The 23,399-nt window shown below is 61.7% G+C and carries 22 protein-coding genes and 1 pseudogene; 14 read left to right on the top strand and 9 right to left on the bottom strand.

Annotation, left to right across the window (positions count from 1 at the left end):
- Nucleotides 1-4: 4 nt before the first annotated feature.
- From ACJ8KE_RS22355 to ACJ8KE_RS22365, 3 genes are all read right to left on the bottom strand, one after another.
- The gene (locus ACJ8KE_RS22355; protein ID WP_016930354.1) at nucleotides 5-985 is read right to left on the bottom strand and encodes a LacI family DNA-binding transcriptional regulator; all 981 of its coding nucleotides are present in this window, start codon (nucleotides 983-985) and stop codon (nucleotides 5-7) included.
- 70 nt (nucleotides 986-1,055) lie between these two features.
- A complete protein-coding gene (locus tag ACJ8KE_RS22360; RefSeq protein ID WP_442517375.1) occupies nucleotides 1,056-2,363 on the bottom strand; it encodes a 6-phospho-beta-glucosidase in 1,308 nt (435 codons plus the stop codon).
- Nucleotides 2,360-2,698 carry a PTS lactose/cellobiose transporter subunit IIA gene (locus ACJ8KE_RS22365; RefSeq protein WP_016930352.1) on the bottom strand — a complete coding sequence of 113 codons (339 nt, stop codon included), beginning with the start codon at nucleotides 2,696-2,698 and terminating at the stop codon, nucleotides 2,360-2,362. The genes ACJ8KE_RS22360 and ACJ8KE_RS22365 overlap by 4 nt, the downstream gene beginning before the upstream one ends.
- A 353-nt stretch (nucleotides 2,699-3,051) precedes the next feature.
- Between ACJ8KE_RS22365 and ppiA the strand changes: the two genes are divergently transcribed.
- The 6 genes from ppiA to argD all read left to right on the top strand — a co-directional run bounded on the left by ppiA (nucleotide 3,052) and on the right by argD (nucleotide 9,859).
- Nucleotides 3,052-3,621 carry a peptidylprolyl isomerase A gene (gene ppiA / locus ACJ8KE_RS22370; RefSeq protein ID WP_015379288.1) on the top strand — a complete coding sequence of 190 codons (570 nt, stop codon included), beginning with the start codon at nucleotides 3,052-3,054 and terminating at the stop codon, nucleotides 3,619-3,621.
- A 155-nt stretch (nucleotides 3,622-3,776) separates the two neighbouring features.
- Nucleotides 3,777-5,462 carry a sensor histidine kinase gene (locus ACJ8KE_RS22375; protein ID WP_016930350.1) on the top strand — a complete coding sequence of 562 codons (1,686 nt, stop codon included), beginning with the start codon at nucleotides 3,777-3,779 and terminating at the stop codon, nucleotides 5,460-5,462.
- On the top strand, nucleotides 5,462-6,187 hold the full coding sequence (btsR, locus tag ACJ8KE_RS22380) for a two-component system response regulator BtsR (protein WP_060445023.1): 726 nt from the start codon (nucleotides 5,462-5,464) through the stop codon (nucleotides 6,185-6,187). The genes ACJ8KE_RS22375 and btsR overlap by 1 nt, the downstream gene beginning before the upstream one ends.
- 151 nt (nucleotides 6,188-6,338) lie before the next feature.
- The gene (locus ACJ8KE_RS22385) at nucleotides 6,339-7,862 is read left to right on the top strand and encodes a helicase HerA-like domain-containing protein (RefSeq protein WP_016930348.1); all 1,524 of its coding nucleotides are present in this window, start codon (nucleotides 6,339-6,341) and stop codon (nucleotides 7,860-7,862) included.
- A gap of 72 nt (nucleotides 7,863-7,934) precedes the next feature.
- Nucleotides 7,935-8,510: an aminodeoxychorismate synthase component II gene (locus ACJ8KE_RS22390; RefSeq protein WP_016930347.1), complete on the top strand. Its 576-nt coding sequence runs from the start codon at nucleotides 7,935-7,937 to the stop codon at nucleotides 8,508-8,510.
- 131 nt (nucleotides 8,511-8,641) lie between these two features.
- Nucleotides 8,642-9,859, top strand: a complete 1,218-nt coding sequence (argD, locus tag ACJ8KE_RS22395; RefSeq protein ID WP_049300709.1) for a bifunctional acetylornithine/succinyldiaminopimelate transaminase — start codon at nucleotides 8,642-8,644, stop codon at nucleotides 9,857-9,859.
- Between the two features lie 40 nt (nucleotides 9,860-9,899).
- Here the strand turns inward: argD and ACJ8KE_RS22400 are convergent, their stop codons facing one another.
- Both ACJ8KE_RS22400 and crp read right to left on the bottom strand, forming a co-directional pair.
- The gene (locus tag ACJ8KE_RS22400; RefSeq protein WP_049300707.1) at nucleotides 9,900-11,978 is read right to left on the bottom strand and encodes a YccS/YhfK family putative transporter; all 2,079 of its coding nucleotides are present in this window, start codon (nucleotides 11,976-11,978) and stop codon (nucleotides 9,900-9,902) included.
- Nucleotides 11,979-12,028: 50 nt separating this feature from the next.
- Nucleotides 12,029-12,661 (bottom strand): cAMP-activated global transcriptional regulator CRP, encoded by a 633-nt coding sequence (gene crp, locus ACJ8KE_RS22405; protein ID WP_004090925.1) that lies wholly within the window; start codon nucleotides 12,659-12,661, stop codon nucleotides 12,029-12,031.
- Nucleotides 12,662-13,043: 382 nt separating this feature from the next.
- On the opposite strand from crp, the gene ACJ8KE_RS22410 reads away from it, so the two are divergent.
- Nucleotides 13,044-13,451, top strand: a complete 408-nt coding sequence (locus ACJ8KE_RS22410; protein WP_397609291.1) for an OsmC family protein — start codon at nucleotides 13,044-13,046, stop codon at nucleotides 13,449-13,451.
- 38 nt (nucleotides 13,452-13,489) lie between these two features.
- Here the strand turns inward: ACJ8KE_RS22410 and ACJ8KE_RS22415 are convergent, their stop codons facing one another.
- From ACJ8KE_RS22415 to ACJ8KE_RS22425, 3 genes and pseudogenes are all read right to left on the bottom strand, one after another.
- Nucleotides 13,490-14,359 carry a phosphoribulokinase gene (locus ACJ8KE_RS22415; RefSeq protein ID WP_016930343.1) on the bottom strand — a complete coding sequence of 290 codons (870 nt, stop codon included), beginning with the start codon at nucleotides 14,357-14,359 and terminating at the stop codon, nucleotides 13,490-13,492.
- Nucleotides 14,360-14,510: 151 nt separating this feature from the next.
- Nucleotides 14,511-14,744 carry a YheU family protein gene (locus tag ACJ8KE_RS22420; RefSeq protein ID WP_004930376.1) on the bottom strand — a complete coding sequence of 78 codons (234 nt, stop codon included), beginning with the start codon at nucleotides 14,742-14,744 and terminating at the stop codon, nucleotides 14,511-14,513.
- A pseudogene (locus tag ACJ8KE_RS22425) lies at nucleotides 14,741-15,721 on the bottom strand (hydrolase). Before ACJ8KE_RS22425 ends, ACJ8KE_RS22420 begins: the two are co-directional and overlap by 4 nt.
- 118 nt (nucleotides 15,722-15,839) lie before the next feature.
- Between ACJ8KE_RS22425 and ACJ8KE_RS22430 the strand changes: the two are divergent.
- The 6 genes from ACJ8KE_RS22430 (at nucleotide 15,840) to tauD (ending at nucleotide 20,801) form a co-directional block, all read left to right on the top strand.
- On the top strand, nucleotides 15,840-16,442 hold the full coding sequence (locus tag ACJ8KE_RS22430) for a LysE family translocator (protein ID WP_079452449.1): 603 nt from the start codon (nucleotides 15,840-15,842) through the stop codon (nucleotides 16,440-16,442).
- A gap of 11 nt (nucleotides 16,443-16,453) precedes the next feature.
- Nucleotides 16,454-17,236: a PhzF family phenazine biosynthesis protein gene (locus ACJ8KE_RS22435; RefSeq protein ID WP_274872017.1), complete on the top strand. Its 783-nt coding sequence runs from the start codon at nucleotides 16,454-16,456 to the stop codon at nucleotides 17,234-17,236.
- A gap of 114 nt (nucleotides 17,237-17,350) precedes the next feature.
- Entirely contained in the window at nucleotides 17,351-18,346 is a 996-nt protein-coding gene (gene tauA, locus ACJ8KE_RS22440) for a taurine ABC transporter substrate-binding protein (protein ID WP_079452451.1), read from the top strand.
- A 9-nt stretch (nucleotides 18,347-18,355) separates the two neighbouring features.
- A complete protein-coding gene (gene tauB / locus ACJ8KE_RS22445; RefSeq protein ID WP_079452452.1) occupies nucleotides 18,356-19,123 on the top strand; it encodes a taurine ABC transporter ATP-binding subunit in 768 nt (255 codons plus the stop codon).
- Nucleotides 19,120-19,956, top strand: a complete 837-nt coding sequence (gene tauC, locus ACJ8KE_RS22450; protein ID WP_028128297.1) for a taurine ABC transporter permease TauC — start codon at nucleotides 19,120-19,122, stop codon at nucleotides 19,954-19,956. Before tauB ends, tauC begins: the two co-directional genes overlap by 4 nt.
- On the top strand, nucleotides 19,953-20,801 hold the full coding sequence (tauD, locus tag ACJ8KE_RS22455) for a taurine dioxygenase (protein WP_016930337.1): 849 nt from the start codon (nucleotides 19,953-19,955) through the stop codon (nucleotides 20,799-20,801). The genes tauC and tauD overlap by 4 nt, the downstream gene beginning before the upstream one ends.
- A 3-nt stretch (nucleotides 20,802-20,804) precedes the next feature.
- On the opposite strand, the gene ACJ8KE_RS22460 is transcribed toward tauD, so the two are convergent.
- The gene (locus ACJ8KE_RS22460) at nucleotides 20,805-22,718 is read right to left on the bottom strand and encodes an ABC transporter ATP-binding protein (RefSeq protein WP_016930336.1); all 1,914 of its coding nucleotides are present in this window, start codon (nucleotides 22,716-22,718) and stop codon (nucleotides 20,805-20,807) included.
- A gap of 129 nt (nucleotides 22,719-22,847) precedes the next feature.
- On the opposite strand from ACJ8KE_RS22460, the gene kefG reads away from it, so the two are divergent.
- Entirely contained in the window at nucleotides 22,848-23,399 is a 552-nt protein-coding gene (gene kefG, locus ACJ8KE_RS22465; RefSeq protein ID WP_028127618.1) for a glutathione-regulated potassium-efflux system ancillary protein KefG, read from the top strand.

Genomic DNA, 23,399 nt, shown 5'->3' on the forward strand with positions numbered 1-23,399 from the left:
TGATCTATTTGCGTGCCGTCACAATGGAATCACGGCTGATGATCGTCGGCTCAAACCGGTGCGCCGGGGTGGCGGGGTCGATCAGCCTGCGCGCCGCGTATTGGGCCATTTCGCTGATGGGAAAATGTACGCTGCTCAACGCCGGGCGCACGAAAGGTGCGCGTTCGCCGCTGTCGTAACAGATCAAGGAGATATCCTGCGGTACCCGCAGGCGGTGCTCGTTGATCGCCAGCAGCGCGCCGATCGCCATCTCTTCGTTGCAGCAGTAGATGGCGCTGGGCCGTGCGGTTTGCTGCAGCAGGTGATCGGCGCAGCGGTAACCGCTTTCCAGATCGTAGACGCCCTCCAGACAGGCCACCGGCTCGATATTCGCCGCCTGCATCGCCTCTTCAAACCCCTGCAGCCGCAGGCGGCTCGACGGGCGCTCGCGCGGGCCGCTGATGCAGGCGATGCGCCGGTGCCCGGCGTCGAGCAACTGCTGCGTCGCCATGCGGCTGGCGAGCGGGTGATCGAAGGTGACGCAGCGATCTTCCAGCCCCGGCACCAGACGATCGAGCAACACGAAATCACGTTGTTCCGCCGCCAGCTGGCGCAGCCGATCGTCGCTGAGAAAACGCACGTGCAGGATCACGCCGTCGCAGCGCAGGCTGAACAGCCGTTGCACCGCCTGCCATTCGTTTTCGGCGCTGTTGCGGCCCTGGGTCACCAGCAGCTGCTTGCCGTGGGATTCGGCCTCGGTCTGCACGAAGTCCATCAGCGCGCCGAAGAAGCCGCCGCGATACGACGTGGTCACCAGCCCGAGGGTATTGCTGTGGCTGGAGGCGAGCGCGCGGGCTGCCGGGTTGGGGGTGTAACCGAGCTGGGCGACGGCGCGTTCAACCTTCTCGCGGGTCGGCGCCTTGACGTTGCTGTCGCCGTTCACTACCCGCGATACGGTGGCGCGCGAAACGCCCGCCAGCGCCGCGACATCTTCCAGTGTCACCATCGTCCAACTCCTGATTACGGCTAAAAAAATGGGTTCGGCGCGCCGAACCCCTGTCATACCGCGCAGGCGCTTACCTGAACTGCGGCAAATACGGCGCGTTTATCGTCAACACCTCGTCCAGCAACGGCTGCGCCAGGTTGGCGTTGCCCACCAGCGGGTTGGCGATCAGCGCCAGCAAGCCGCTGCGGCGATCGCCGTGCACCGCGGCCTCGATGGTCAGGCGTTCGTAGGCTTTCACCTGCTGCGTCAGCGCCTGCATCGGCTCCGACAGCGGGCCGAACGTCAGCGGATGCGCGCCTTGGGCATCGACGATACAGTTGATTTCTATCACAGCATCGTCCGGCAGGCCATGGATCGCGCCGCGGTTTGCGGTGTTGACCACTAATTGCGTGCCGAGATTATTATGGATAGCACGAATCAGCTCCAGCGCAACCTCGGAATAGAAAGAACCGCCGCGGAAGCTGAGCTGTTCCGGTTTCGTGTTCAATTGCGGATCGGCATACAGCTCGAACAGCTCTTTCTCCACCTGCATCACCTGCTCGGCGCGGGTGCCGCGCTCGCCGGCGGCGGCCATCTCTTCCGCCAGCATCTCACGGGTCTGGTAAAAATAGCGGTGGTACGGGCAGGGGATCGCGCCGAGCGCGCGCAGGAAGTCCGGCTGCCAGGGCTCTTCCTTGATGTTGTTCATGGTCAGCGCCGCGCCGTCGCACAGCATGTCGATCACTTTGGCGGTGACGTCGCGCCCCTGCTGCGTGACCTGATGCACCCAGACCATGTGATTCAAGCCGGCGAACCGCAGCTGCACGTCGGCGTAAGGCGCCTGCAGCATGTTGGCGATCATGTGATGCATGCTGATCGGCACGTTGCACAGGCCGATGATCTTCGCTTTGGTAAAGCGAGACACCGCCTCGGTGACGATGCCGGCCGGGTTGGTGAAGTTGATGATCCAGGCGTCCGGCGCCAGCTTTTCCACCCGACGGGCGATATCCAGCATCACCGGAATGGTGCGCAGCGCCTTGGCGAAGCCGCCGACGCCGGTCGTCTCCTGGCCGAGCAGCTGGTATTTGAGGCCCAGCCGTTCATCGGCGGCGCGCGCCGGCAGTTGCCCGACGCGGAACTGGGTCAGCACGAAAGCGGCGCCGCGAATGGCGTCGTCCAGCGTGAAGTGCACGCTGACCTTCACCTGCTCCAGCCCGTGGCGCGCCAGCATGCGGCGGGTCAGAGCGGCGATGGTTTCCACTTTTTGCCGGCCCGGCTCGACGTCCACCAGCGCCAGTTCGGTGACCGGCAGCTCCTCGATGCGCTGGATCAGCCCATCGACCAGTTCGGGAGTGTAGCTGCTGCCGCCGCCGATCACCGCGATTTTGAGCGTGCTCATTGGCGGCCCTCCGTTTGCGACTGACGGCGATAGAGCTCGATCATGTCGTCGGCCAGATCCTGGATCACCATGGCGTTCATCAGATGATCCTGCGCATGTACCGTGATCAGGTTGATCGCCAGCTTGCCGCAGCCTTCGTCCAGGCCGATCAGCTCGGTCTGGATCAGGTGTGCTTTCTTCACCCATTCTTTGGATTCGGCCATGTGTTTGGCCGCGGCGGCGAAGTCGCCGGCGCGCGCTTGCCGCAACGCCATCAACGCATTGCTGCGCGCGCTGCCGGAGAACACCAGCAGTTCCATGATGGTGCTTTCAAACTCGGGGCTGACTTCAGTCATCAATTCACTCACGTCATTTCTCCAGGGGTTGCGCGGCGACGCCGCCGTGGGATGCTTCAGTATCCGTTCTTTTTATAATGAGAGCGCTCTCATTTATATAGAGTAACGACAATGCGTGTGCAAACTGGGAGGGAGATCGCAAAAACCGCCCCGGGGCGGCACGGGGCAAAAAATGCGTGATGCGGTTGGCAAAAAAGCCTTCTGCGCCCATACTTTCCGCAGCAAAATTCAGGGCCGCCTAGGATATGTCCCGTAATTGGGTAAATATAGGTAAATGGCTGGCACTTGCCGATACAGCTCTTTAGAATCAAAGCGCTTTTCCGTTGTTTGTCTCTCAGAGAAAGGACCCGTTAATGTTCAAACGTACTTTAGTGACCTTCGTCGCGCTGTGTTCCCTGTCCGCAGTGGCACCAGCCGCACTCGCCGCCGGTGAGACCCACGTCATGCTGACGACCTCGGCGGGGAATATCGAATTGGCGCTCGACAGCCAGAAGGCACCGGTTTCCACCCAGAACTTCGTCGATTACGTGAACAGCGGGTATTACAACAACACCATTTTCCACCGCGTGATCCCGGGCTTCATGATCCAGGGCGGCGGTTTCACCGCTGACATGCAGCAAAAATCCACCAAGGCGCCAATCAAGAACGAAGCCGACAACGGCCTGCGCAACCTGCGCGGCACCATCTCGATGGCGCGCACCGCCGACAAGGACAGCGCCACCAGCCAGTTCTTCCTGAACGTGGCGGATAACGCCTTCCTGGATCACGGCCAGCGCGACTTCGGCTACGCGGTGTTCGGCAAAGTGGTGAAAGGCATGGACGTGGTGGACAAGATCGCTCAGGTGCCGACCGGCAACGTCGGCCCTTACCAGAATGTGCCGACCAAACCGGTAGTGATTCTGTCGGCCAAGGTGCTGCCGTAAATTTTTTGGCCGATCCCGTCGGGGTCGGCCGTCCTTCCTCCCGAAGCCTTGCCTTCATCACTGTTTTCTCCCGCGCCCCATGCTCTAATCGGCAGACAATAACCAGACCGGAAATCCGGCGTTCGCCCTTTGTTGTCTCTGGATGAGTTACTGCCATGTATGAATTTAACCAGGTGCTGTTGCTGTTGCAGCAGATGTGCGTCTATCTCGTTATCGCCTATCTGCTGAGCAAAACCCCGCTGTTCATTCCGCTGATGCAGGTGACCATTCGCTTGCCGCACAAGCTGCTCTGCTACGTGATCTTCTCGGTGTTTTGCATCATGGGCACCTACTTCGGGCTGCATATTCAGGATTCGATCGCCAACACCCGCGCGATAGGCGCGGTCCTGGGCGGGCTGCTGGGCGGGCCGTCCGTGGGTTTTCTAGTCGGGCTGACCGGCGGCTTGCACCGGTATACGCTCGGCGGCATGACCGACGTTGCCTGTGCGATCTCCACGGTGTCCGAGGGGCTGGTCGGCGGCATCGTGCACAGCATCGCCATGCGCCGGGGGCGCATCGAGCTGCTGTTCAATCCGCTGTTCGTCGGCGGCGTGGCGCTGGTGGCGGAAGTGCTGCAGATGGCGATCATTCTGGCGGTGGCGCGCCCTTATAACGAGGCGTTGCAGCTGGTGGAACACATCGCGCTGCCGATGATGATCGCCAATACCGTCGGCGCGGCGATGTTTATGCAAATCCTGCTGGATCGGCGCGCGATGTTCGAGAAATACACCAGCGCTTTCTCTTCCAAGGCGCTGAAGATCGCCGAGCGCACCGAGGGCATCCTGCGGCAGGGCTTCGATCAGGAAAACAGCATGAAGGTTGCTCGGGTGATTTATCAGGAGCTGGGCATCGGCGCGGTGGCGATCACCGATCGCGACAAGCTGCTGGCGTTTATCGGCATCGGCGACGATCACCACCTGCCGGGCACGCCGATCGCCTCGGTGCATTCGCATCGCGCCATCGACAACAACGAGGTGGTGTACGCCGACGGCAATCAGCTCTCTTACTGCTGCTCGATCAATCCGGCCTGCAAGCTGGGATCGACGCTGGTGATCCCGCTGCGCGGCGAAAACCAGCGGGTCATCGGCACCATCAAGCTGTATGAACCGAAAAGCCAGCTGTTCAGCACCATCAACCGTACGCTGGGCGAAGGCATCGCCAGCCTGCTGTCGGCGCAGATCATGGCCGGACAGTACGAGCGCCACAAGCAACTGCTGGCGCAGTCGGAGATCAAGCTGCTGCATGCGCAGGTCAATCCGCATTTCCTGTTCAATGCCTTGAATACCCTGGTAGCGGTGATCCGCCGCGATGGCGAGCGCGCCTGCGATCTGGTGCAGTCCCTCTCGACCTTCTTTCGTAAAAACCTCAAACGCTCGGATGACGAAGTCAGCCTGGCGGACGAAATTGAACATGTGAACGCCTACCTGCAGATAGAGAAAGCGCGCTTCGCCGATCGGCTGGAGATCGCGGTATCGTTGCCGGAGGCGCTGTTGGCGGCGCGGCTGCCGGCGTTTTCGCTGCAGCCGATCGTCGAGAATGCCATCAAGCATGGCACCTCGCATCTGTTGGGCGTGGGCCGCATCGAAATCGGCGCCTGCTGCGAAGGCGAGCATCTGCTGTTGCAGGTGACGGACAACGCCGGGCTGTTCCAGCCGAAACCGGACGGCAGCGGCCTGGGCATGAACCTGGTGGATAAACGCATTCGCGTGCGCTACGGCGAAGGCTATGGCGTGCAGGTGGATTGCCGGCCGGATGCCTACACTCGCATTACGCTTAATGTCCCTATGGAGAGGGCCGCCTGATGTTAAACGCACTGATTGTTGACGATGAACCTTCCGCGCGCGACAACCTGCGCCACCTGCTGGAAGCTGAAGCGGGGATCTCGATTATCGGCGAGTGCGCCAACGCCATCGAAGCCATCAGCCAGATCCACCGGCTGCAGCCGGACGTGGTGTTTCTCGATATCCAGATGCCACGCATCAGCGGGCTGGAAATGGTCGGCATGCTGGATCCCAACCGGATGCCGCACATCGTGTTTCTGACCGCCTACGACGAATACGCGGTGCAGGCATTCGAGGAGCACGCCTTCGACTATCTGCTGAAGCCGGCGGAGCCGAAGCGGCTGAGCAAGACGCTGCAACGCCTGCGGCAGCGCAGTGCGCCGCAGGATGTGACGGCGCTGGATGAGAGCGCCGGTTACCTGAAATACATTCCCTGCACCGGCCATAGCCGCATCTATCTGTTGCGATTCGATGAAGTGCTGGCGATCCGTTCCAAGCTGAGCGGGGTATTCGTGGTGCGCAGCGACGGCATGGAGTGTTTCACCGAGCTGACGCTGCGCACGCTGGAAAGCCGTACGCCGCTGGTGCGCTGCCATCGGCAGTATCTGGTCAACCTGGAGCAGGTGCGCGAGATCCGCTTCGAAGAGGGCGGTGCGGCGGAGATGATCATGTCGGCCGGCGATCCGGTGCCGGTCAGCCGGCGCTATTTGAAGGCGCTGAAGGAGCAACTGGGGCTGCGGGGGTGACGCAGATCTTAGGGGGATTCTGAAAAGACAGGCATCATGGGCGTCCCGACGGCGCCCTTTTTGTTTGTCCTTGACGGGGTTACGCGGCGCTTATAGCTTTATTGCATCAACAGGCGCGTTTTGCGCCGCGTCAGCGTCAAAGGAACCGAAAATGAGTGAACCACGGATTATCGCCAAAGCGATGAAAGACGGAAAACCGGAGCAGGATCTGGTGATTTTGCCTGCGTTGGCCAACCGCCACGGGCTGATCACCGGGGCAACCGGCACCGGCAAGACGGTGACGCTGCAGAAAATGGCCGAGCAGTTCTCGCGCATCGGCGTGCCGGTGTTCCTGTCGGACGTGAAGGGCGATCTGTCCGGCATTGGCGCTGAGGGCGCGCCTTCCGAGAAACTGCAGGCGCGTCTGGCGGCGATTGGCGTCACCGACTGGCAGCCGCAGGCCTGCACCATTATCCCGTGGGATATTTACGGCGAAAAGGGCCACCCGATCCGCGCCACGATTTCCGATCTCGGGCCGCTGCTGTTGGGGCGACTATTGGATCTGAACGAGGTGCAAAGCGGCGTGCTGCAGCTGGTGTTCAAAATCGCCGATGACAATGCGCTGCTGTTGCTGGACATGAAGGATCTGCGCGCCATGGTGCAGTTCGTCGGCGACAACGCCAAACAATTCCAAACCCAGTACGGCAATATCTCTGCCGCCTCTATCGGCGCCATTCAGCGCGGATTGTTGACGCTGGAAGAGCAGGGGGCCAACCAGTTCTTCGGCGAGCCGATGCTGGACATCAACGATCTGATGAAAACCGACGCCAACGGCCACGGCGTGATTAATCTGCTGGCGGCGGACAAGCTGATCAATCAGCCGAAGCTGTATTCGGTGTTCCTGCTGTGGCTGCTGGCCGAGCTGTTTGAGCACCTGCCGGAAGTGGGCGACCCTGAACAGCCGAAGCTGGTGTTCTTCTTCGATGAGGCGCACCTGCTGTTCAACGATGCGCCGGCGGCGCTGCTGACCAAGATTGAACAGGTGGTGCGCCTGATCCGCTCGAAAGGCGTCGGCATTTACTTCGTCACCCAGAACCCGCTGGACATCCCGGACAGCGTGCTGGGCCAGTTGGGCAACCGCGTGCAACATGCGCTGCGCGCCTTTACCCCGCGCGATCAGAAGGCGGTGAAGACGGCGGCGCAAACCCTGCGCGCCAACCCGGCCTTCGATGCCGAAACGGCGATCACCGAGCTGGGCGTGGGCGAAGCGCTGGTGTCGTTCCTCGACGAGAAGGGCCGGCCGAACGTGGTGGAGCGGGCGATGGTGATCGCGCCGGAATCCAAGATGGGCATGCTCGGCGCGGAAGGGCTGAACAGCGCGATCAACAAGTCGCCGCTGTATGGCCGCTATGAAGACATGATCGACCGCGAGTCCGCCTACGAGAAACTGTCGTCGGGCGGTTTCGCCACCGTCGGCACTGCGCAGCAGGGGCAGCAACCGCAGGCGCAAGCGCAGCAACAGACGGGCGGCGGCCTGATGGACGGTTTGAACGAACTGCTGTTCGGTTCCACCGGCCCGCGCGGCGGCAAACGCGACGGCATCGTCCAGACCGCCGCCAAGAGCATGGCGCGCGATCTCGGCCGCCAGATCCTGCGCGGCGTGCTAGGGTCGATCACCGGCGGCCGTAAAAAGTAAGCGGAAATTATCGTCGGCAGCGGCGGGTTAAATCAGTACACTGTGGCGGCATTTTTCTCTGCCGGACCTAACATGCTGCTGCTGATCGATAACTACGACTCCTTTACCTATAACCTTTACCAGTACTTCTGCGAATTGGGCGCTGAGGTGATGGTGAAGCGCAACGATGAGCTGCAGCTGGCCGATATCGAGCGGCTGGCGCCGCAGCATCTGGTGATTTCCCCTGGCCCCTGCACCCCGAACGAAGCGGGCATCTCGCTGGCCGCTATTCGTCATTTCGCCGGCAAACTGCCGATCCTCGGCGTGTGCCTGGGGCACCAGGCGCTGGGGCAGGCGTTCGGCGCCGAGGTGGTGCGCGCCCGCGCGGTGATGCACGGCAAAACTTCGGCCATTCGCCATCTGGGCGTCGGCGTGTTTCGCGGCCTGAACGATCCGCTGACCGTGACCCGCTATCACTCGCTGGTGCTGAAAGCCGATACGCTGCCGGACTGTTTTGAAGTGACCGCCTGGAGCGAACGCGACGGCGTGCGCGACGAGATCATGGGCATCCGCCACCGCACGCTGGCGTTGGAAGGCGTGCAGTTCCATCCTGAAAGCGTGCTCAGCGAGCAGGGCCATCAGCTGCTGGATAACTTCCTCAACCGTTAATCCCGATGCGTTTTTTTCGCTCGTCAGGCGTTTTGCGTTTGCGCTTGATTGGTTTTTTATGCATATTTCGTGATTATGTTTTCAATCCAATATTACGATAGCGCTGAAAAACCTTCAGGGTGGAGCCGAAAATGACTGAAAAATCCGCAGTGAGCCGCAGCACCTTTGATCAGGTGATCCTGCCTGTTTATGCACCGGCCCAGTTTGTGCCGGTGCGCGGCCAAGGCAGCCGAGTCTGGGATCAGCAGGGAAAAGAGTACATCGATTTTTCCGGCGGCATCGCTGTGACGGCGCTGGGGCACTGCCATCCGGCGCTGGTCGAGGCGCTCAAGCGTCAGGGCGAGACTCTGTGGCATACCAGCAATGTCTTCACTAATGAACCGGCGCTGCGCCTGGCGAGCAAGCTGATCGACGCCACCTTTGCCGACCGGGTGTTCTTCGCCAACTCCGGCGCAGAGGCCAACGAAGCGGCGTTCAAACTGGCGCGTCATTACGCGATCACCCGCCACAGCCCGTACAAAACCAAAATCATCGCCTTCTATAACGCGTTCCACGGCCGCACGCTGTTCACCGTGTCGGTGGGCGGGCAGGCCAAATACTCCGACGGGTTCGGGCCGAAGCCGGCCGACATCGTACACGTGCCGTTCAACGATCTGGCGGCGGTGAAAGCGGTGATGGACGACCATACCTGCGCGGTGGTAATGGAGCCGATTCAGGGCGAGGGCGGCATTACGCCGGTCGACGCCGGCTTCCTCAAAGGCGTGCGCGAGCTGTGCGACCAACATCAGGCGCTGCTGGTGTTCGACGAAGTGCAAAGCGGCATGGGGCGCAGCGGCAAGCTGTTCGCCTATATGCATTATGGCGTGACGCCGGACATTCTCACCACCGCCAAGGCGTTGGGCGGCGGTTTCCCGGTCAGCGCCATGCTGACCACCGAAGAGATTGCGTCGGTGATGCAGGTGGGCACTCACGGCACCACCTACGGCGGCAACCCGCTGGCCTGCGCGGTGGCGGAGGCGGCGTTGGATGTGATCAATACGCCGGAAGTGCTGAGCGGCATCGAACAGCGCCACGCGCTGTATGTGCAGGTTTTGCAGGATATCGGCGATAAATACGGTATTTTCACCGCCATTCGCGGCATGGGGTTACTGATCGGCGCCGAACTGACGCCGCATTATCACGGCAGAGCGCGCGATTTCCTCACCGCCGCCGCCGCGCGTGGGCTGATGATCCTCAACGCCGGGCCGAACGTGATCCGTTTCGCGCCGTCGCTGGTGGTGGAGCTGCAGGATATCGAGGCCGGCATGGCGCTGTTCGAGCTGGCGGTGCAGGATGTGATCAACGCCTGAAGCCCGTGCGGCGCATGACGGGGCGCGGCATGCCGCGCCCTTATTGATCGCGCAGTTTGCGCTTGAGCCAGATGCCGTGGTGTGGGCGCTGGCGCCAGGCCAGCGACGAAATGGTATGCATCACGTTCAGGTGCGACAGGATGCGGCGCAAATGACGTTCCATCTCGGTGACGGGCATCTCCGGATGCAGATCCGGTGGCTGCATGATGCCGCTGTTGCCGCTGCTCGGGCCGTCGTATTCCAACCGCTGCTGGCAGCTTTGCAGCGCGATTTCACAGGTTTGCAGATAGGCTTCCGCCAGTTTCGGCGTCAGCATGTAGTGCTCGCGCGCCAGAATGGTCATGGCGTTCAGGTGTTCGACGATGAACTGGCTGTGAGTGACCCACAGCCGCATGTCCGCCAGATAATTCGACGCGAACCCCGGTTCCTGCATCGCCTGATTGAGTGAGGTGAACAGCGCGTTGTGCGCCTGGTTGACCTGCATGCGGGTATAGGCCAATGCGGTGGCGTCCGGTTCCGGTTGCTTCAGCATCAGCCGCAGCGCGGCTTGATCGTTTTCCAGCGCCTGATGGGCATTCTTGCGCAGCAGCCCGCTTTGCCACTGCGGCCACAGCCAAATGGTGCCGCCGAACGCCAGCACGCAGCCTATCAGCGTATCGATCAGGCGCGGTACCAGAAAATGCGAGCCGTTCAGCGCCAGCAGTTGCAGGGTGTAAACCGCCGTGACCGTAAAGCCAATCACCGACAGCCCGTAGTTCTTGCGCGAAACCAGGTAGGCCAACAGCGTGATCACCAGCATGATGCTCAGCGTTTCTCCTTCCGGCAGCTGCAGCTGCAACAGCCCGGCCGCCAGCAACAGTCCGGCAATCGTGCCCAGCGCACGGTGCTGAATACGCACCCGGGTGGCGTTATACCCGTTTTGGCTCACCAGCATGATGGTGAGCAGGATCCAGTATGGCTTCGGCAGGTTGAAGACCGCACCCAGGCTGCTGCCGACCGCCAGCGTCACCCCCAGCCGCGCGGCGTTGCGCAGGGCGGTGGATTTGAACGACAGATAGCTGGCCAGCGCCGGCCAAAACGGCAGGCGGTGCTGGCCGGGCATCAGGTCGCGGCGGTACAGCGGATGCTGGGTGCGCAGCAGGCGGGCGATGCGGCTGAAGTGGTAATAACAAAACTGGCCGACCGGGTTATCGGGATGCTGCGCCGCCATTTTTTCCAGCGCCGCCAGTTCGTGGCTCATGGAGAAGCGCTTCGAATGCTGATGGTAGAGGATATCGTGCGCCACCACGCGCAGCCGGCCGGCGATCACCAGTGCATTGCGGCGAATGATCGCTTCGGCCTGGCTCTGCTCCACCAGTTTTTGTACTTCCTCCGGCAAATGCAGGCTGACGGTGATGTGCTCCTGCAGATCCATCGCCACCTGAAAGGCGCGCTGCAGGCGCTTTTGTTCGAGGTTGTTGGCGTGCGGCAGGAAATTGAGCTGTTGGTACAAAAGGCTGATCAGATCCATCACCTTTTGTTGGCGTACCAGCAGCGGCGGCAGCGCGGTTTGCGGATCGGTGTGCTGGGTCAGCAACGAGTATTTGGCTTCGAAATAGTCCGCCAGCTCCAGGTAGAGCTGGCTCAGCGTCTCGCGCATCGGCTGCTCTTTCCACAGCTTGAACCAGAACCAGGTGAATAAGCCGTACCAGACGGTGCCGATCGCGTACAGCAGCGGCGCCTGCCAGAGAGGCACCGTGCCGGCCGTGCTGAGGGCGAAAATGGCGGCCACCAGCGCCGCCGGCAACAGCCGGGCGTGCAGCGGGCTGATTTCACCGGTGACGCCGAGCAGCAGCGCCAGGCCCAGCATCAGTGCCGGCAGCGGCACGTGCCACAGCAGCGCCTGTTGCAACAGCACGCTGCTGAAGGCGAACAGCGAGCCGCCGACGATCAGCCGTTTAAAGAAGCGCTTATGCGGCGTGTCCAGACCGGCGATATTGCAGCAGGCGGGCACCAGAGAGAACATCAGGCCGAGCTGCAGCTGGCCTATCAGCAGGCCGAACAGCACCGGCAGGCACAACACCAGCGTTTGTCGCAGTGCGTAGTTGATTTCCGGGTGGTAGATCAGGCGGCGCCACATGGCAGAGAGCAGATAAAAAAACGGCGCAGATTGCGCCGTTTCTTCGGAGATTAACGGGTGCCGTAGACGACAATGGTTTTGCCGTGGGCGGAAATCAGGTTTTGATCTTCCAGCATTTTCAGAATACGGCCAACGGTTTCACGCGAACAGCCGACGATCTGGCCGATCTCCTGACGGGTGATCTTGATCTGCATGCCGTCCGGGTGAGTCATGGCGTCGGGTTGCTTCGCCAGATTCAGCAGGGTTTGCGCGATGCGGCCGGTCACGTCCAGGAAGGCGAGGTTGCCCACTTTTTCGGAGGTGACCTGCAGGCGGCTCGCCATTTGGGCGGACAGACGCATCAGGATGTCCGGGTTCACCTGGATCAGTTGGCGGAATTTCTTGTAGGAAATTTCGGCCACTTCACAGGCGGTTTTCGCGCGAACCCAAGCGCTGCGCTCCTGGCCTTCTTCGAACAATCCGAGCTCGCCGATGAAATCCCCCTGGTTGAGGTAGGACAGGATCATCTCTTTACCTTCTTCATCCTTGATCAGCACCGCGACGGAGCCTTTCACGATGTAGTAAAGCGTTTCGGCCTTTTCACCTTGGTGAATCAGCGTACTCTTCGATGGATATTTGTGGATATGGCAATGAGACAGGAACCATTCGAGAGTAGGGTCTGTTTGCGGTTTGCCGAGAACCATTCGCTGTTATCCTCTGTTGTTATCGCTGCCTTGTGTCACAGGGGTCAGAGTTCCCTGTAAAACCCACCTGTAGCCGCAGTCATGAGCGAGGGCTACCGGCAAGTTTTGAGGCGTGTCATAAAAATACGCTGTCGCTCTAGCATATTAACTTGCCGTAAGCGCTGCAAGCTACATTCTGTTAACATACCGGTAAAGGAGCCTTTCTCTGGGCGTTTCCCTGAAATACAGTGTCCCGGAAAGATTTATTGCGGCTCTGTTTGTAGCACAGAGTAAGGCGGGTGTCTCGTGTTGTCTCGCTTCAGCATGATTAGCATCAGGTTACGTTGCCTGTTTCTATGCGAAAGCGTACTCTGATTTTAAGAAATCAACCGGAGTGACCAGAATGCAGGCAAGAGTTAAATGGGTGGAAGGGTTAACGTTTTTGGGTGAATCGGCCTCCGGCCATCAGGTGCTGATGGACGGCAACGCCGGTGATAAAGCGCCCAGCCCGATGGAGATGGTGCTGATGTCGGTGGGCGGCTGCAGCGCGATCGACGTGGTTTCCATCCTGCAAAAAGGGCGCAACGACGTGCGCGACTGCGAGGTGAAGCTGACCTCCGAGCGCCGCGAAGAAGCCCCGCGCATGTTCACCCATATCAACCTGCACTTCATCGTTACCGGCCAGGATCTGACCGACAAAATCGTCGAGCGAGCGGTGAACCTGTCGGCGGAGAAGTACTGCTCGGTGGCGCTGATGCTCAACAAGGCCGCCACGGTGACCCACAGCTTCGAGATCCGCCAGCCGGCGTAATCGAGACGGAGCGCGGCTCGGCGCCGCGCTCAACGCGCTTATTCGATCTTCTTGCCTTCCAGCAGCCGCTGCACCAGCGGCGCCATGATCAGCTCCATCGCCAGCCCCATTTTGCCGCCCGGCACCACTAACGTATTGATGTGCGAGATAAACGAGCCCTGCAGCATCGCCAGCAAGTAGGGGAAGTCGATCTGGTCCAGGCCGCGGAAGTGGATCACCACGAAGCTTTCATCCAGTGAGGGAATGGCCTTGGCGGCGAACGGGTTGGAGGTGTCCACCGTCGGCACGCGCTGGAAGTTGATGTGGGTGCGCGAGAATTGCGGCGTAATGTAGTTGATGTAGTCTTCCATCGAGCGCACCACCGAATCCATCACCGCTTCGCGGGAGTGGCCGCGTTCGCCGGTATCGCGGATCAGCTTCTGGATCCACTCCAGGTTGACGATCGGCACCACGCCGACCAGCAGATCGACGTGTTTGGCCACGTCATGGTGCTCGGTGACCACGCCGCCGTGCAGCCCCTCGTAGAACAGCACGTCGGTCGGCGCCGGCAGCGGCTCCCACGGGGTGAAGGTGCCCGGCACCTGATTGTAGGGCACCGCTTCGTCGTAGGTGTGCAGGTACTTGCGCGAACGGCCGGTGCCGTTTTTGCCGTACTCGATAAAGCTCTGCTGCAGCAGGCCGAAGTCGTTGGCCTCGGGGCCGAAATAGCTGATGTGTCTGCCCAGATCGCGCGCCTTGCGGATCGCCGCGTCCATTTCCGGCCGGGTATAGCGGTGGAAGCTGTCGCCCTCCAGCTCGGCGGCGCGAATGTTGAGCTGCTGGAAGATTTTGCGGAACGCCACGCTGGTGGTGGTGGTGCCGGCGCCGCTGGAACCGGTCACCGCGATAACGGGATGTTTGGCAGACATGGTGGTTGTCACTCCGTGTTGAATGCGCCGGCGTCAGGGGATTATTGTGGCTCTTGTTGACGCTCTCTATGTCAGGAAAAAATGGCGCGCGCTGGTTTGCAATGTCCCATTGTTACCTGATTTTTTCCGTCAGTCATAGAACCGGGCGCCACTAAATTTCTTCCTGCCCGGCGCGGAACTGGCCGCGCGGCATGATGTTGACGCTCTCGTGCAGTTCCGACCACACCAGCACCACTTCGCCGTTTTTCAGCTGGCGGCGCACGTCCTCCACCTTCTGCTCCAGCGATCGTTCGTGCTCGCCGTAATCGGTGCCTTCGCGCAGCACAAAGGATTCGATCAGGCTGTTCAGGGTGTCGGTTGCCAGTTCTTGCCAGGGAATAATCACGTCGGAATGTCCAGATAAGGGGAAAGCCAGGCCGGAATGCGATGCTCCAGCCACATGTGCGGTTTTTTCAGCGTGCCGCCGACGAAGCCGACGTGGCCGCCGAACTCAGTCAGCTGATATTCGATATTGCGCGGCAGGCCGGCGACGTCGGGGATCACCTCAGGGGTCATGAAAGGGTCGTCCTTCGCATGGATGATCAGCAGCGGCGTCTGGATGGACGGCAACAGCGGCAGGGCGCTGCAGCGGCGATAATAGTCGGTGGCGTCGCTGAAGCCGTGAATGCGCGAAGTGATGGCATCGTCGAACTCGCGGATGCGCCGCAAACCGTTCAGCTGTGACAGCTTGAGCGGCAGGGTGTCCGGATAGTGCAACAGCTTGCGGGTGGCGTTTTGTTTCAGCTGCCCCAGCAGGTAGCGCTGATAAACGCGGGAGAAGCCTTGCTCCATGCGGTAGGCGCAGGGTTCCAGCATCAGCGGCGCCGAGACCACCACCGCCGCCTGCAGCAGGCTGTCGGCGCCTTGCTGCGCCAGATAGCAGGCCAGCATGTTGCCGCCGAGCGAAACGCCTACCGCCGCGGTTGGCACTTCGCCGTAGCGGTCGCGCAGCCAGCGCAGAAAGAAGCGCGCGTCTTCGGTTTCGCCGGAGTGATAGATGCGCTGTTTGCGGTTGGGCACGCCGCTGCAGCCGCGAAAGTGCATCACCACGCCCAGCCAGCCGCGATCGCGCTAGGCGTTGAGCAGGCCATGCGCGTAGGGGCTGTAGAAGCTGCCCTCCAGACCGTGGAACAGCACCGCGCGCGGTTTGTCGCGCGCCTGCGCCGGATCCTCGCTCCAGGCGAGATCGACGAAGTCGCCGTCGGGCAATTCCAGCCGTTGCCAATGCGGTTTCAATAACACGCGGCGGCGCACCAGCCGCGGCAACAGCGTTTGCAGGTGCGGGTTACTGGCCCCGGTCAGGGGGCGAAAGGTGTTAGGCATAGGCTGAGTAAAATGTTGTGGGCGGCTATTGTGAGATCCCTAGCGCACTGTTAGCTTCAATACCAAGAATTAACAATGATACTGCAAAAAAGCGCCTTGGGTGAGGAGCACCCGTGCCATGGAACCGAGTTTATTCCTTTCGATGCTGGGCTTCCTGTGGGTCGCCGCCATCACGCCAGGCCCCAATAACCTGCTGCTGACCACCTCCGGCGCTAACTTTGGCTTTATGCGCTCGCTGTGGCTGATGATTGGCATCATGTTCGGCATGCAAAGCATTTTGCTGCTGGTGGCGTTTGGCGTCGGCAGCCTGATCTTGGTTTACCCGTCGCTGCACCTGATCCTGAAAATCCTCGGCAGTTTGTACCTGCTGTGGCTGGCGTGGAAAGTCGCCACCGCCGCCTATGAAAAACTGGAAACCGACGTGGCGCCGCCGCAGCCGGTGCGGCTGTATCAGGGTTGGCTGCTGCAGTTCCTCAACCCGAAAGCCTGGCTGATGGCGCTGGGCGCGGTGGCGAGCTTCAGCCTGGCGGGCGATAAGTACAACGGTTCCATAGCGGCGATCGCGCTGGGCATTGTGGCGGTGAACATCGTCGCCGGCATTATCTGGCTGGCGTTCGGCACCCTGATCGGCCGCCTGCTGCGCAGTAAAAAGGCCTGGGTTATCTTCAACGTTTCCATGGGGCTGCTGACGGCAGCCTGCGTATTACTGATTTGGCATTAAGGAGCGGAACGATGGCGGAAAACTATTATCACGTGGTCGCCTTTACCGGCGAAGGGTTGCGCGGCAACCCGGCCGGGGTTTGCCTGCTGACGCAGCCGCTGCCGGCGGAGCGGCTGCAGGCGATCGCCAACGAGATCGGCCTGCCGGAAACCAGCTTTGTCTGGGATGACGGCGACATGACCGCCATCCGCTGGTTTACTCCGGAACGCGAGGTCGACCTTTGCGGCCACGGCACCCTGGCGGCGGCGCATGTGATGTTCAGCGCGGTTAACCCGGCGCTGAAGGATATTCGCTTCCGTTCGGCCGGCGGCGAGCTGTTCGTCAAGCGCGATGCGCAAGACGGGGAACGGTTGGTGCTTGATTTCCCCGCCCGGCCGCCGCAAAAAGTCGCCGAACCGGCGGGCCTCGCGGCGCTGCTGGGCTTGCAGCCGCGGGAAGTGTGGCAGGCGAAAGCGCTGCTGGTGGTGGTGGAAAACGAGGCGCAGGTGCGCGCGCTGCGGCCGGACATTCCCGCGTTGATCGCGCTGGCCGGGCGTGCGGTCATCGTCACCGCGCCCGGTGACACCGTGGACTTCGTTTCGCGCTATTTCACGCTCGACGGCGGTGAGGATCCGGTCACCGGCTCCGCGCACTGCACGTTGATGCCTTACTGGACGGCGCGTCTCGGCCGCCATCGGTTGCACGCCCGGCAGATTTCGGCGCGCGGCGGCGAGCTGTTCTGCGAACTGCAAGGGGACCGCACGCTGCTGGGCGGCTACGCTCACGTGTTCTTGCGCGGGTCGATCGCGCTGTGATCCGCTTTAATATTACCTAAGGTAATAAAGAAGACTTTTTTATTCTTTTATCGCCCGTCATCGCTCAGATAAAACTGTCAGCAACTGAACAGATTTTTATCAACGGAGCGCAACATGGCGGGCAAACTCTTTTCTTTACGTAACGCGGCGCTGCTGGCGTTGTCGCTCAGCGCGGCCAGCGCCTACGCGGTGGACGTGACCGTGGCGTACCAGACGTCGGCGGAGCCGGCCAAGGTGGCGCAGGCGGAAAACAGCTTCGCCAAACAGTCCGGCGCGACCGTCGACTGGCGTAAGTTCGACAGCGGTTCCAGCGTGCTGCGCGCGCTGGCCTCCGGCGACGTGCAGATCGGCAATATCGGCTCCAGCCCTCTGGCGGTGGCCGCCAGCCAAAAACTCCCCATCGAAGTGTTCCTCATCGCCTCGCAGCTCGGCAGCTCCGAAGCGCTGGTGGTGAAAAATGACATCAAAACCCCGCAGGATCTGATCGGCAAGCGCATTGCGGTGCCGTTTATTTCCACCACCCATTACAGCCTGCTGGCCTCGCTCAAACATTGGGGCATCAAGCCTGAACAGGTGAAGATCCTCAATCTGCAGCCGCCGGCCATCGCCGCCGCCTGGCAGCGCGGCGACATCGACGGCGCTTATGTCTGGGCGCCGGTGGTCAACGAACTGGCCAAACAGGGCAAGGTGCTGACCGACTCCGCGCAGGTGGGCGAATGGGGTTCACCGACGCTGGACGTGTGGGTGGTGCGCAAAGACTTCGCCGAGAAACATCCCGACGTAGTGACCGCCTTTGCCGCCAGCGCCCTGCAGGCGCAAAAGGCCTACCTGGCGGCGCCGGAACAGTGGCTGAAAGATCCGAGCCATCTCAGCACGCTGGCGCGCCTGAGCGGCGTACCGGAAGCGCAGGTGCCTGAACTGGTTAAGGGGAACCGTTATCTGCCGGTGGCCGATCAGGTTGCCCAACTCGGCCAGCCGGTGGACAAGGCAATCCGCGATACCGCCGAATTCCTCAAGCAGCAGGGCAAGATCCCGCAGGTCGACAGCGACTACAGCGCTTACGTCACCGACCGTTTTGTGAAACAGGTGCAGGCTGCGCCGCAGTCGTAAGGAAGCAGGATGCTAAACGTCAATCATCTTTCAGCAGAGTATCAGGGGCGGCCCGCGCTGCGTGACGTGTCGTTCCAGATCGCCGCTGGGCAACTGGTGGTGGTGCTCGGCCCATCGGGCTGCGGCAAGACCACGCTGCTGAATTTGATCGCCGGGTTTATCGAGCCTTCAGCTGGCAGCATCACGCTGGATGGAACGCCCGTTCACGGCCCGGGGGCCGAACGGGGCGTGGTGTTCCAGCATGAGGGCTTACTGCCGTGGCGCAACGTGGTGGACAACGTCGAGTTCGGCCTGCAACTGGCCGGCATCGGCAAGGCGCAGCGCCGCCAGGTGGCGGAGCAGATGCTGCAGCGCGTGGGGCTGGCGGGCTATGAACAGCACTTCATCTGGCAGCTTTCCGGCGGCATGCGCCAACGCGTCGGCATTGCCCGCGCCCTGGCCGCCGATCCGCGTCTGCTGTTGCTGGATGAGCCATTCGGCGCGCTGGACGCGTTCACGCGCGAGCAAATGCAGGAGCTGCTGCTGACCATCTGGCGTGATACCGGCAAGCAGGTACTGCTGATCACCCACGATATCGAAGAGGCGGTGTTCCTCGCCAGCGAGCTGTTGCTGCTGTCGCCGGGGCCGGGGCAGGTGGTGGAGCGGCTGTCGCTGAACTTCGGCCAGCGCTATGCCGACGGCGAAGCCTGCCGCTCAATTAAGTCCGATCCTGAATTTATCGCGCAGCGCGAATACGTGCTGGGCAAAGTTTTCCAACAGCGCGAGGCCTTGCTATGAGCCTGCATTCCACTATGAAGGCCGCGGCCCAGCCGCAGGGCAAAGCGGCGCGCCGTTTCAGCGTGCCGCGCAACGTTTGGTTGAGCGGCGCCACGCTGTTGACGGTGCTGGCGGTGTGGTGGGGCGTGACGGCGCTGCAGCTGATCAGCCCGCTATTTTTGCCGGCGCCGCAGCAGGTGCTGCACCAACTGATCACCATTGCCAGCCCGCAAGGCTTTATGGACGCCACGCTATGGCAGCATCTGGCGGCCAGCCTGGGGCGCATTTTGGTGGCGCTGCTGGCGGCGGTGATTGTCGGCATTCCGGTGGGCATCGCCATGGGACTGAACGACACGGTGCGCGGCATCCTCGATCCGCTGATTGAGATCTATCGCCCGGTGCCGCCGCTGGCCTATTTGCCGCTGATGGTGATTTGGTTCGGCATCGGCGAGACCTCGAAAATCTTGCTGATTTATCTGGCGATCTTCGCGCCGGTGACGCTGTCCGCCGTGGCCGGCGTGCGCAGCGTGGCGCAGGTGCGGGTGCGCGCCGCCCGCGCGTTGGGCGCCACGCGCTGGCAGGTGCTGCGCTTCGTGGTGCTGCCGAGCGCGCTGCCGGAGATCCTGACCGGCATCCGCATCGGGCTGGGCGTCGGCTGGTCGACGCTGGTGGCCGCCGAACTGATCGCCGCCACGCGCGGCCTGGGATTTATGGTGCAATCCGCCGGTGAGTTTTTGGCGACCGACGTCGTGTTGGCCGGCATCGGCGTGATTGCGGTGATTGCATTTGGGTTGGAGCTGGGGCTGCGCGCCCTGCAGCGCCGACTGACCCCGTGGCATGGAGTACAGCAATGAACGAACGTCTGAATATCACCCCGCTGGGGCCTTACATCGGGGCGCTGGTGGAAAACGTCGAGTTGGCCCGGCCGCTGGGCGACGGCCAGTTTGAACAGCTTTATCATGCGCTGCTCAAGCATCAGGTGCTGTTCTTCCGCAACCAGCCGATCACGCCGTTGCAGCAGCGCGATCTGGCCGGCCGCTTCGGCGATCTGCACATCCATCCGGTCTATCCGCACGCCACCGACGTGGAAGAGATCATCGTGCTCGATACCCACGACGACAACCCGCCGGACAACGACAACTGGCACACCGACGTGACCTTTATCGAGAACCCGCCGCTGGGAGCGATCCTGGCGGCCAAGACGCTGCCTGCCACCGGCGGCGATACGCTGTGGGCCAGCGGCATCGCCGCCTATGAGGCGCTGTCGGCGCCGTTCAGAACGCTGCTCGCGGGGCTGCGCGCGGAGCATGACTTCACCAAGTCGTTCCCGGAGCACAAGCATCGCGGCAGTGAAGAGGAGCATCAGCGCTGGCAACTGGCGGTGCAGAAAAACCCGCCGCTGCTGCATCCGGTGGTGCGTACCCATCCGGTCAGCGGCCGGCAGGCGCTGTTCGTCAATGAAGGGTTCACCACGCGGATCGTCGATCTGGCGCCGAAGGAGAGCGACGCTTTGCTGAACTTCCTGTTTGCTCACATCACCAAACCGGAGTTTCAGGTGCGCTGGCGATGGCAGGAAAATGACGTGGCGATCTGGGATAACCGCGTGACGCAGCACTACGCCAACGCGGATTATCTGCCGCAGCGGCGCATCATGCACCGCGCGACCATTCTGGGGGATAGGCCTTTTTACAAAGCCTGAGGCTTAGGCGTCGAACGCCTGCGTTAACTGCTCCAGCTGTTCCTGCGCATCCAGCCAGGTCATTTCCGTCTCTTCCAGCGCGGATTTGGCCTGGCTTTGCTTTTGCAGGCAGTCGGTCAGTTCGGCCTTGCGGCTGATGTCGTACAGCGCGGGATCCGCCAACTGCTCTTCCACCGCCGCCAGCTCGGCGCCCAGTTTTTCCATCTGCTGTTCCAGCTTGGCGATCTGCTTGCGCAGCGGTTGGGTTTGCGTACGGAACTCCGCCTCGCGGCGTTTTTGATCCTTGCGCGCCTGCGCGCTGTTGCCGCCGCTCTCTTTTTCCGGTGCGTCCTGCTGGCTTTCCTGGCGCTGCAGGTCGACAAGCCACTGCTGGTAGTCGTCGAGATCGCCCTCGAAAGGCTCGACCTGACCGTCGTGCACCAGGTACAGATCGTCGGTGGTGGAACGCAGCAGGTGACGGTCGTGCGATACCACCACCAACGCGCCTTCGAAATCGATCAGCGCCTCGGTCAGCGCCTGACGCATGTCGAGATCCAGGTGGTTGGTCGGTTCATCGAGCAGCAGCAGGTTAGGGCGCTGCCAGACGATCAGCGCCAGCACCAGCCGCGCCTTCTCGCCGCCGGAGAAACGTTCGGTCACTTCGCTGACCTTGTCGCCCTGGAAGCCGAAACCGCCCAGGTAATCCCGCAGCTGCTGCTCCAGCACCCGTGGGGCGATGCGGCTTAGGTGCTGCAACGGCGATTCGTCGGCGCGCAGGAATTCCAGCTGGTGCTGGGCGAAGTAACCCAGCTTGATGCCTTTCGCCAGACCTATCTCGCCGCTCAGCGGCTCAAGGGTGCCGGCCAGCAGTTTGATCAGCGTCGATTTCCCGGCGCCGTTGCGGCCGAGCAGGCCAATGCGCGAGCCGGGCACCAGGTTCAGCTTGATTGATTTCAGGATCACTTTATCGCCATATCCGGCGCTGACTTTTTCCATGCGCAGCAGCGGGTTCGGCAGGCTTTCCGGCGGACGGAAGCTGAAGGTGAACGGGTTGTCGACGTGCGCCGGGGCGATCAGCTCCATGCGCTCCAGCATCTTGATGCGGCTCTGCGCCTGCTTGGCCTTGGTGGCCTGCGCGCGGAAACGGTCGATATAGCTTTGCAGGTGCGCCACTTTTTCTTGCTGATGCTGATAAAGCGACTGTTGCTGCGCCAATTTGGTGGCGCGCTGGCGTTCGAACGACGAGTAGTTGCCGGTGTATTCGTTCAGGGTCTGCTGTTCGATATGCAGGATTTTGTCGACAATCGGATCGAGGAAGTCGCGATCGTGCGAGATCAGCACCAGCGTGCCGGGATAGTTTTTCAGCCAGCGCTCCAGCCAGATCACCGCATCGAGATCCAGGTGGTTGGTTGGTTCGTCGAGCAGCAGGAGGTCGGAACGGCACACCAGCGCCTGCGCCAGGTTAAGACGCATGCGCCAGCCGCCGGAAAAGTCGCGCACCGGGCTTTGCAGCTGTTCGTTGGAGAAGCCGAGACCGTGCAGCAGGCTGGCGGCGCGGGAGCGGATGGTCCAGGCGTCGATGGCGTCCAGCTTGCCGTGCAGGGTGGCGATGGCGTGGCCGTCGTTGCGATCGTTGGCCGCCTGCAACTCGGCTTCAAGCTGGCGAAACTCGCGGTCGCCGTCGATAACATACTCGATTGCCGGCACGTCCAGCGCCGGCGTCTCCTGGTTGACCCAGGCCAGCGCCCAGTTGCCGGGGAAGGTGAAGCTGCCGCCGTCCGCCGCGATCTCGCCCTTCAGCAGTGACAACAGCGTGGATTTGCCACAGCCGTTTTTGCCCACCAGGCCGACCTTCTGACCTGGATTAACCGTCGCCGTGGCGTTGTCCAGCAGGACGCGGATGCCGCGTCGGATTTGTAGCGAGGAGAATACAATCATAAAGCGCCGTATGTTCAGAGTATGTTAAATTATCATTAAGGTAACAGAACGCGCACCGCGCGCTGTTTTTGTCTTTGCGATGCATGGTAACGGAAAACCGCTACCCTGACGACGCTTTGGAGGGGAATGATGTCGCAGCCGCCCAAGGTCTTGCTGCTGTATGCCCATCCGGAATCTCATGACTCGGTGGCGAACCGGGTTTTGCTTCGACCGGCGCAGCAGTTGGAACATGTCACCGTGCACGATCTCTACGCGCACTATCCTGATTTTTTTATCGATATCCATCACGAACAACAGCTGCTGCGTGAGCATCAGGTCATCGTGTTTCAGCACCCTCTGTACACCTACAGCTGCCCGGCGCTGCTGAAGGAGTGGCTGGATCGCGTGCTGGCGCGCGGCTTCGCCAGCGGCGTGGGCGGCAATGCGCTGGCGGGCAAATACTGGCGCTCGGTGATCACCACCGGCGAGCCGGAAGGCGCCTACCGCACCGGCGGTTATAACCACTATCCGATGGAAGATATCCTGCGGCCGTTCGAGCTGACCGCCGGGATGTGCCATATGCACTGGTTGACGCCGTTCGTGGTCTATTGGGCGCGGCGGCAAAAGCCGGAGGTGCTGCGCAGCCACGCGGACGCCTACGGGGAGTGGCTGAGCCACCCGCTGCCGCATGGAGGGCGGTGA

Origin of the sequence: Serratia sp. CY56464, assembly GCF_052168435.1 — a bacterium.
Taxonomy (GTDB): Bacteria; Pseudomonadota; Gammaproteobacteria; order Enterobacterales; family Enterobacteriaceae; genus Serratia; species Serratia marcescens.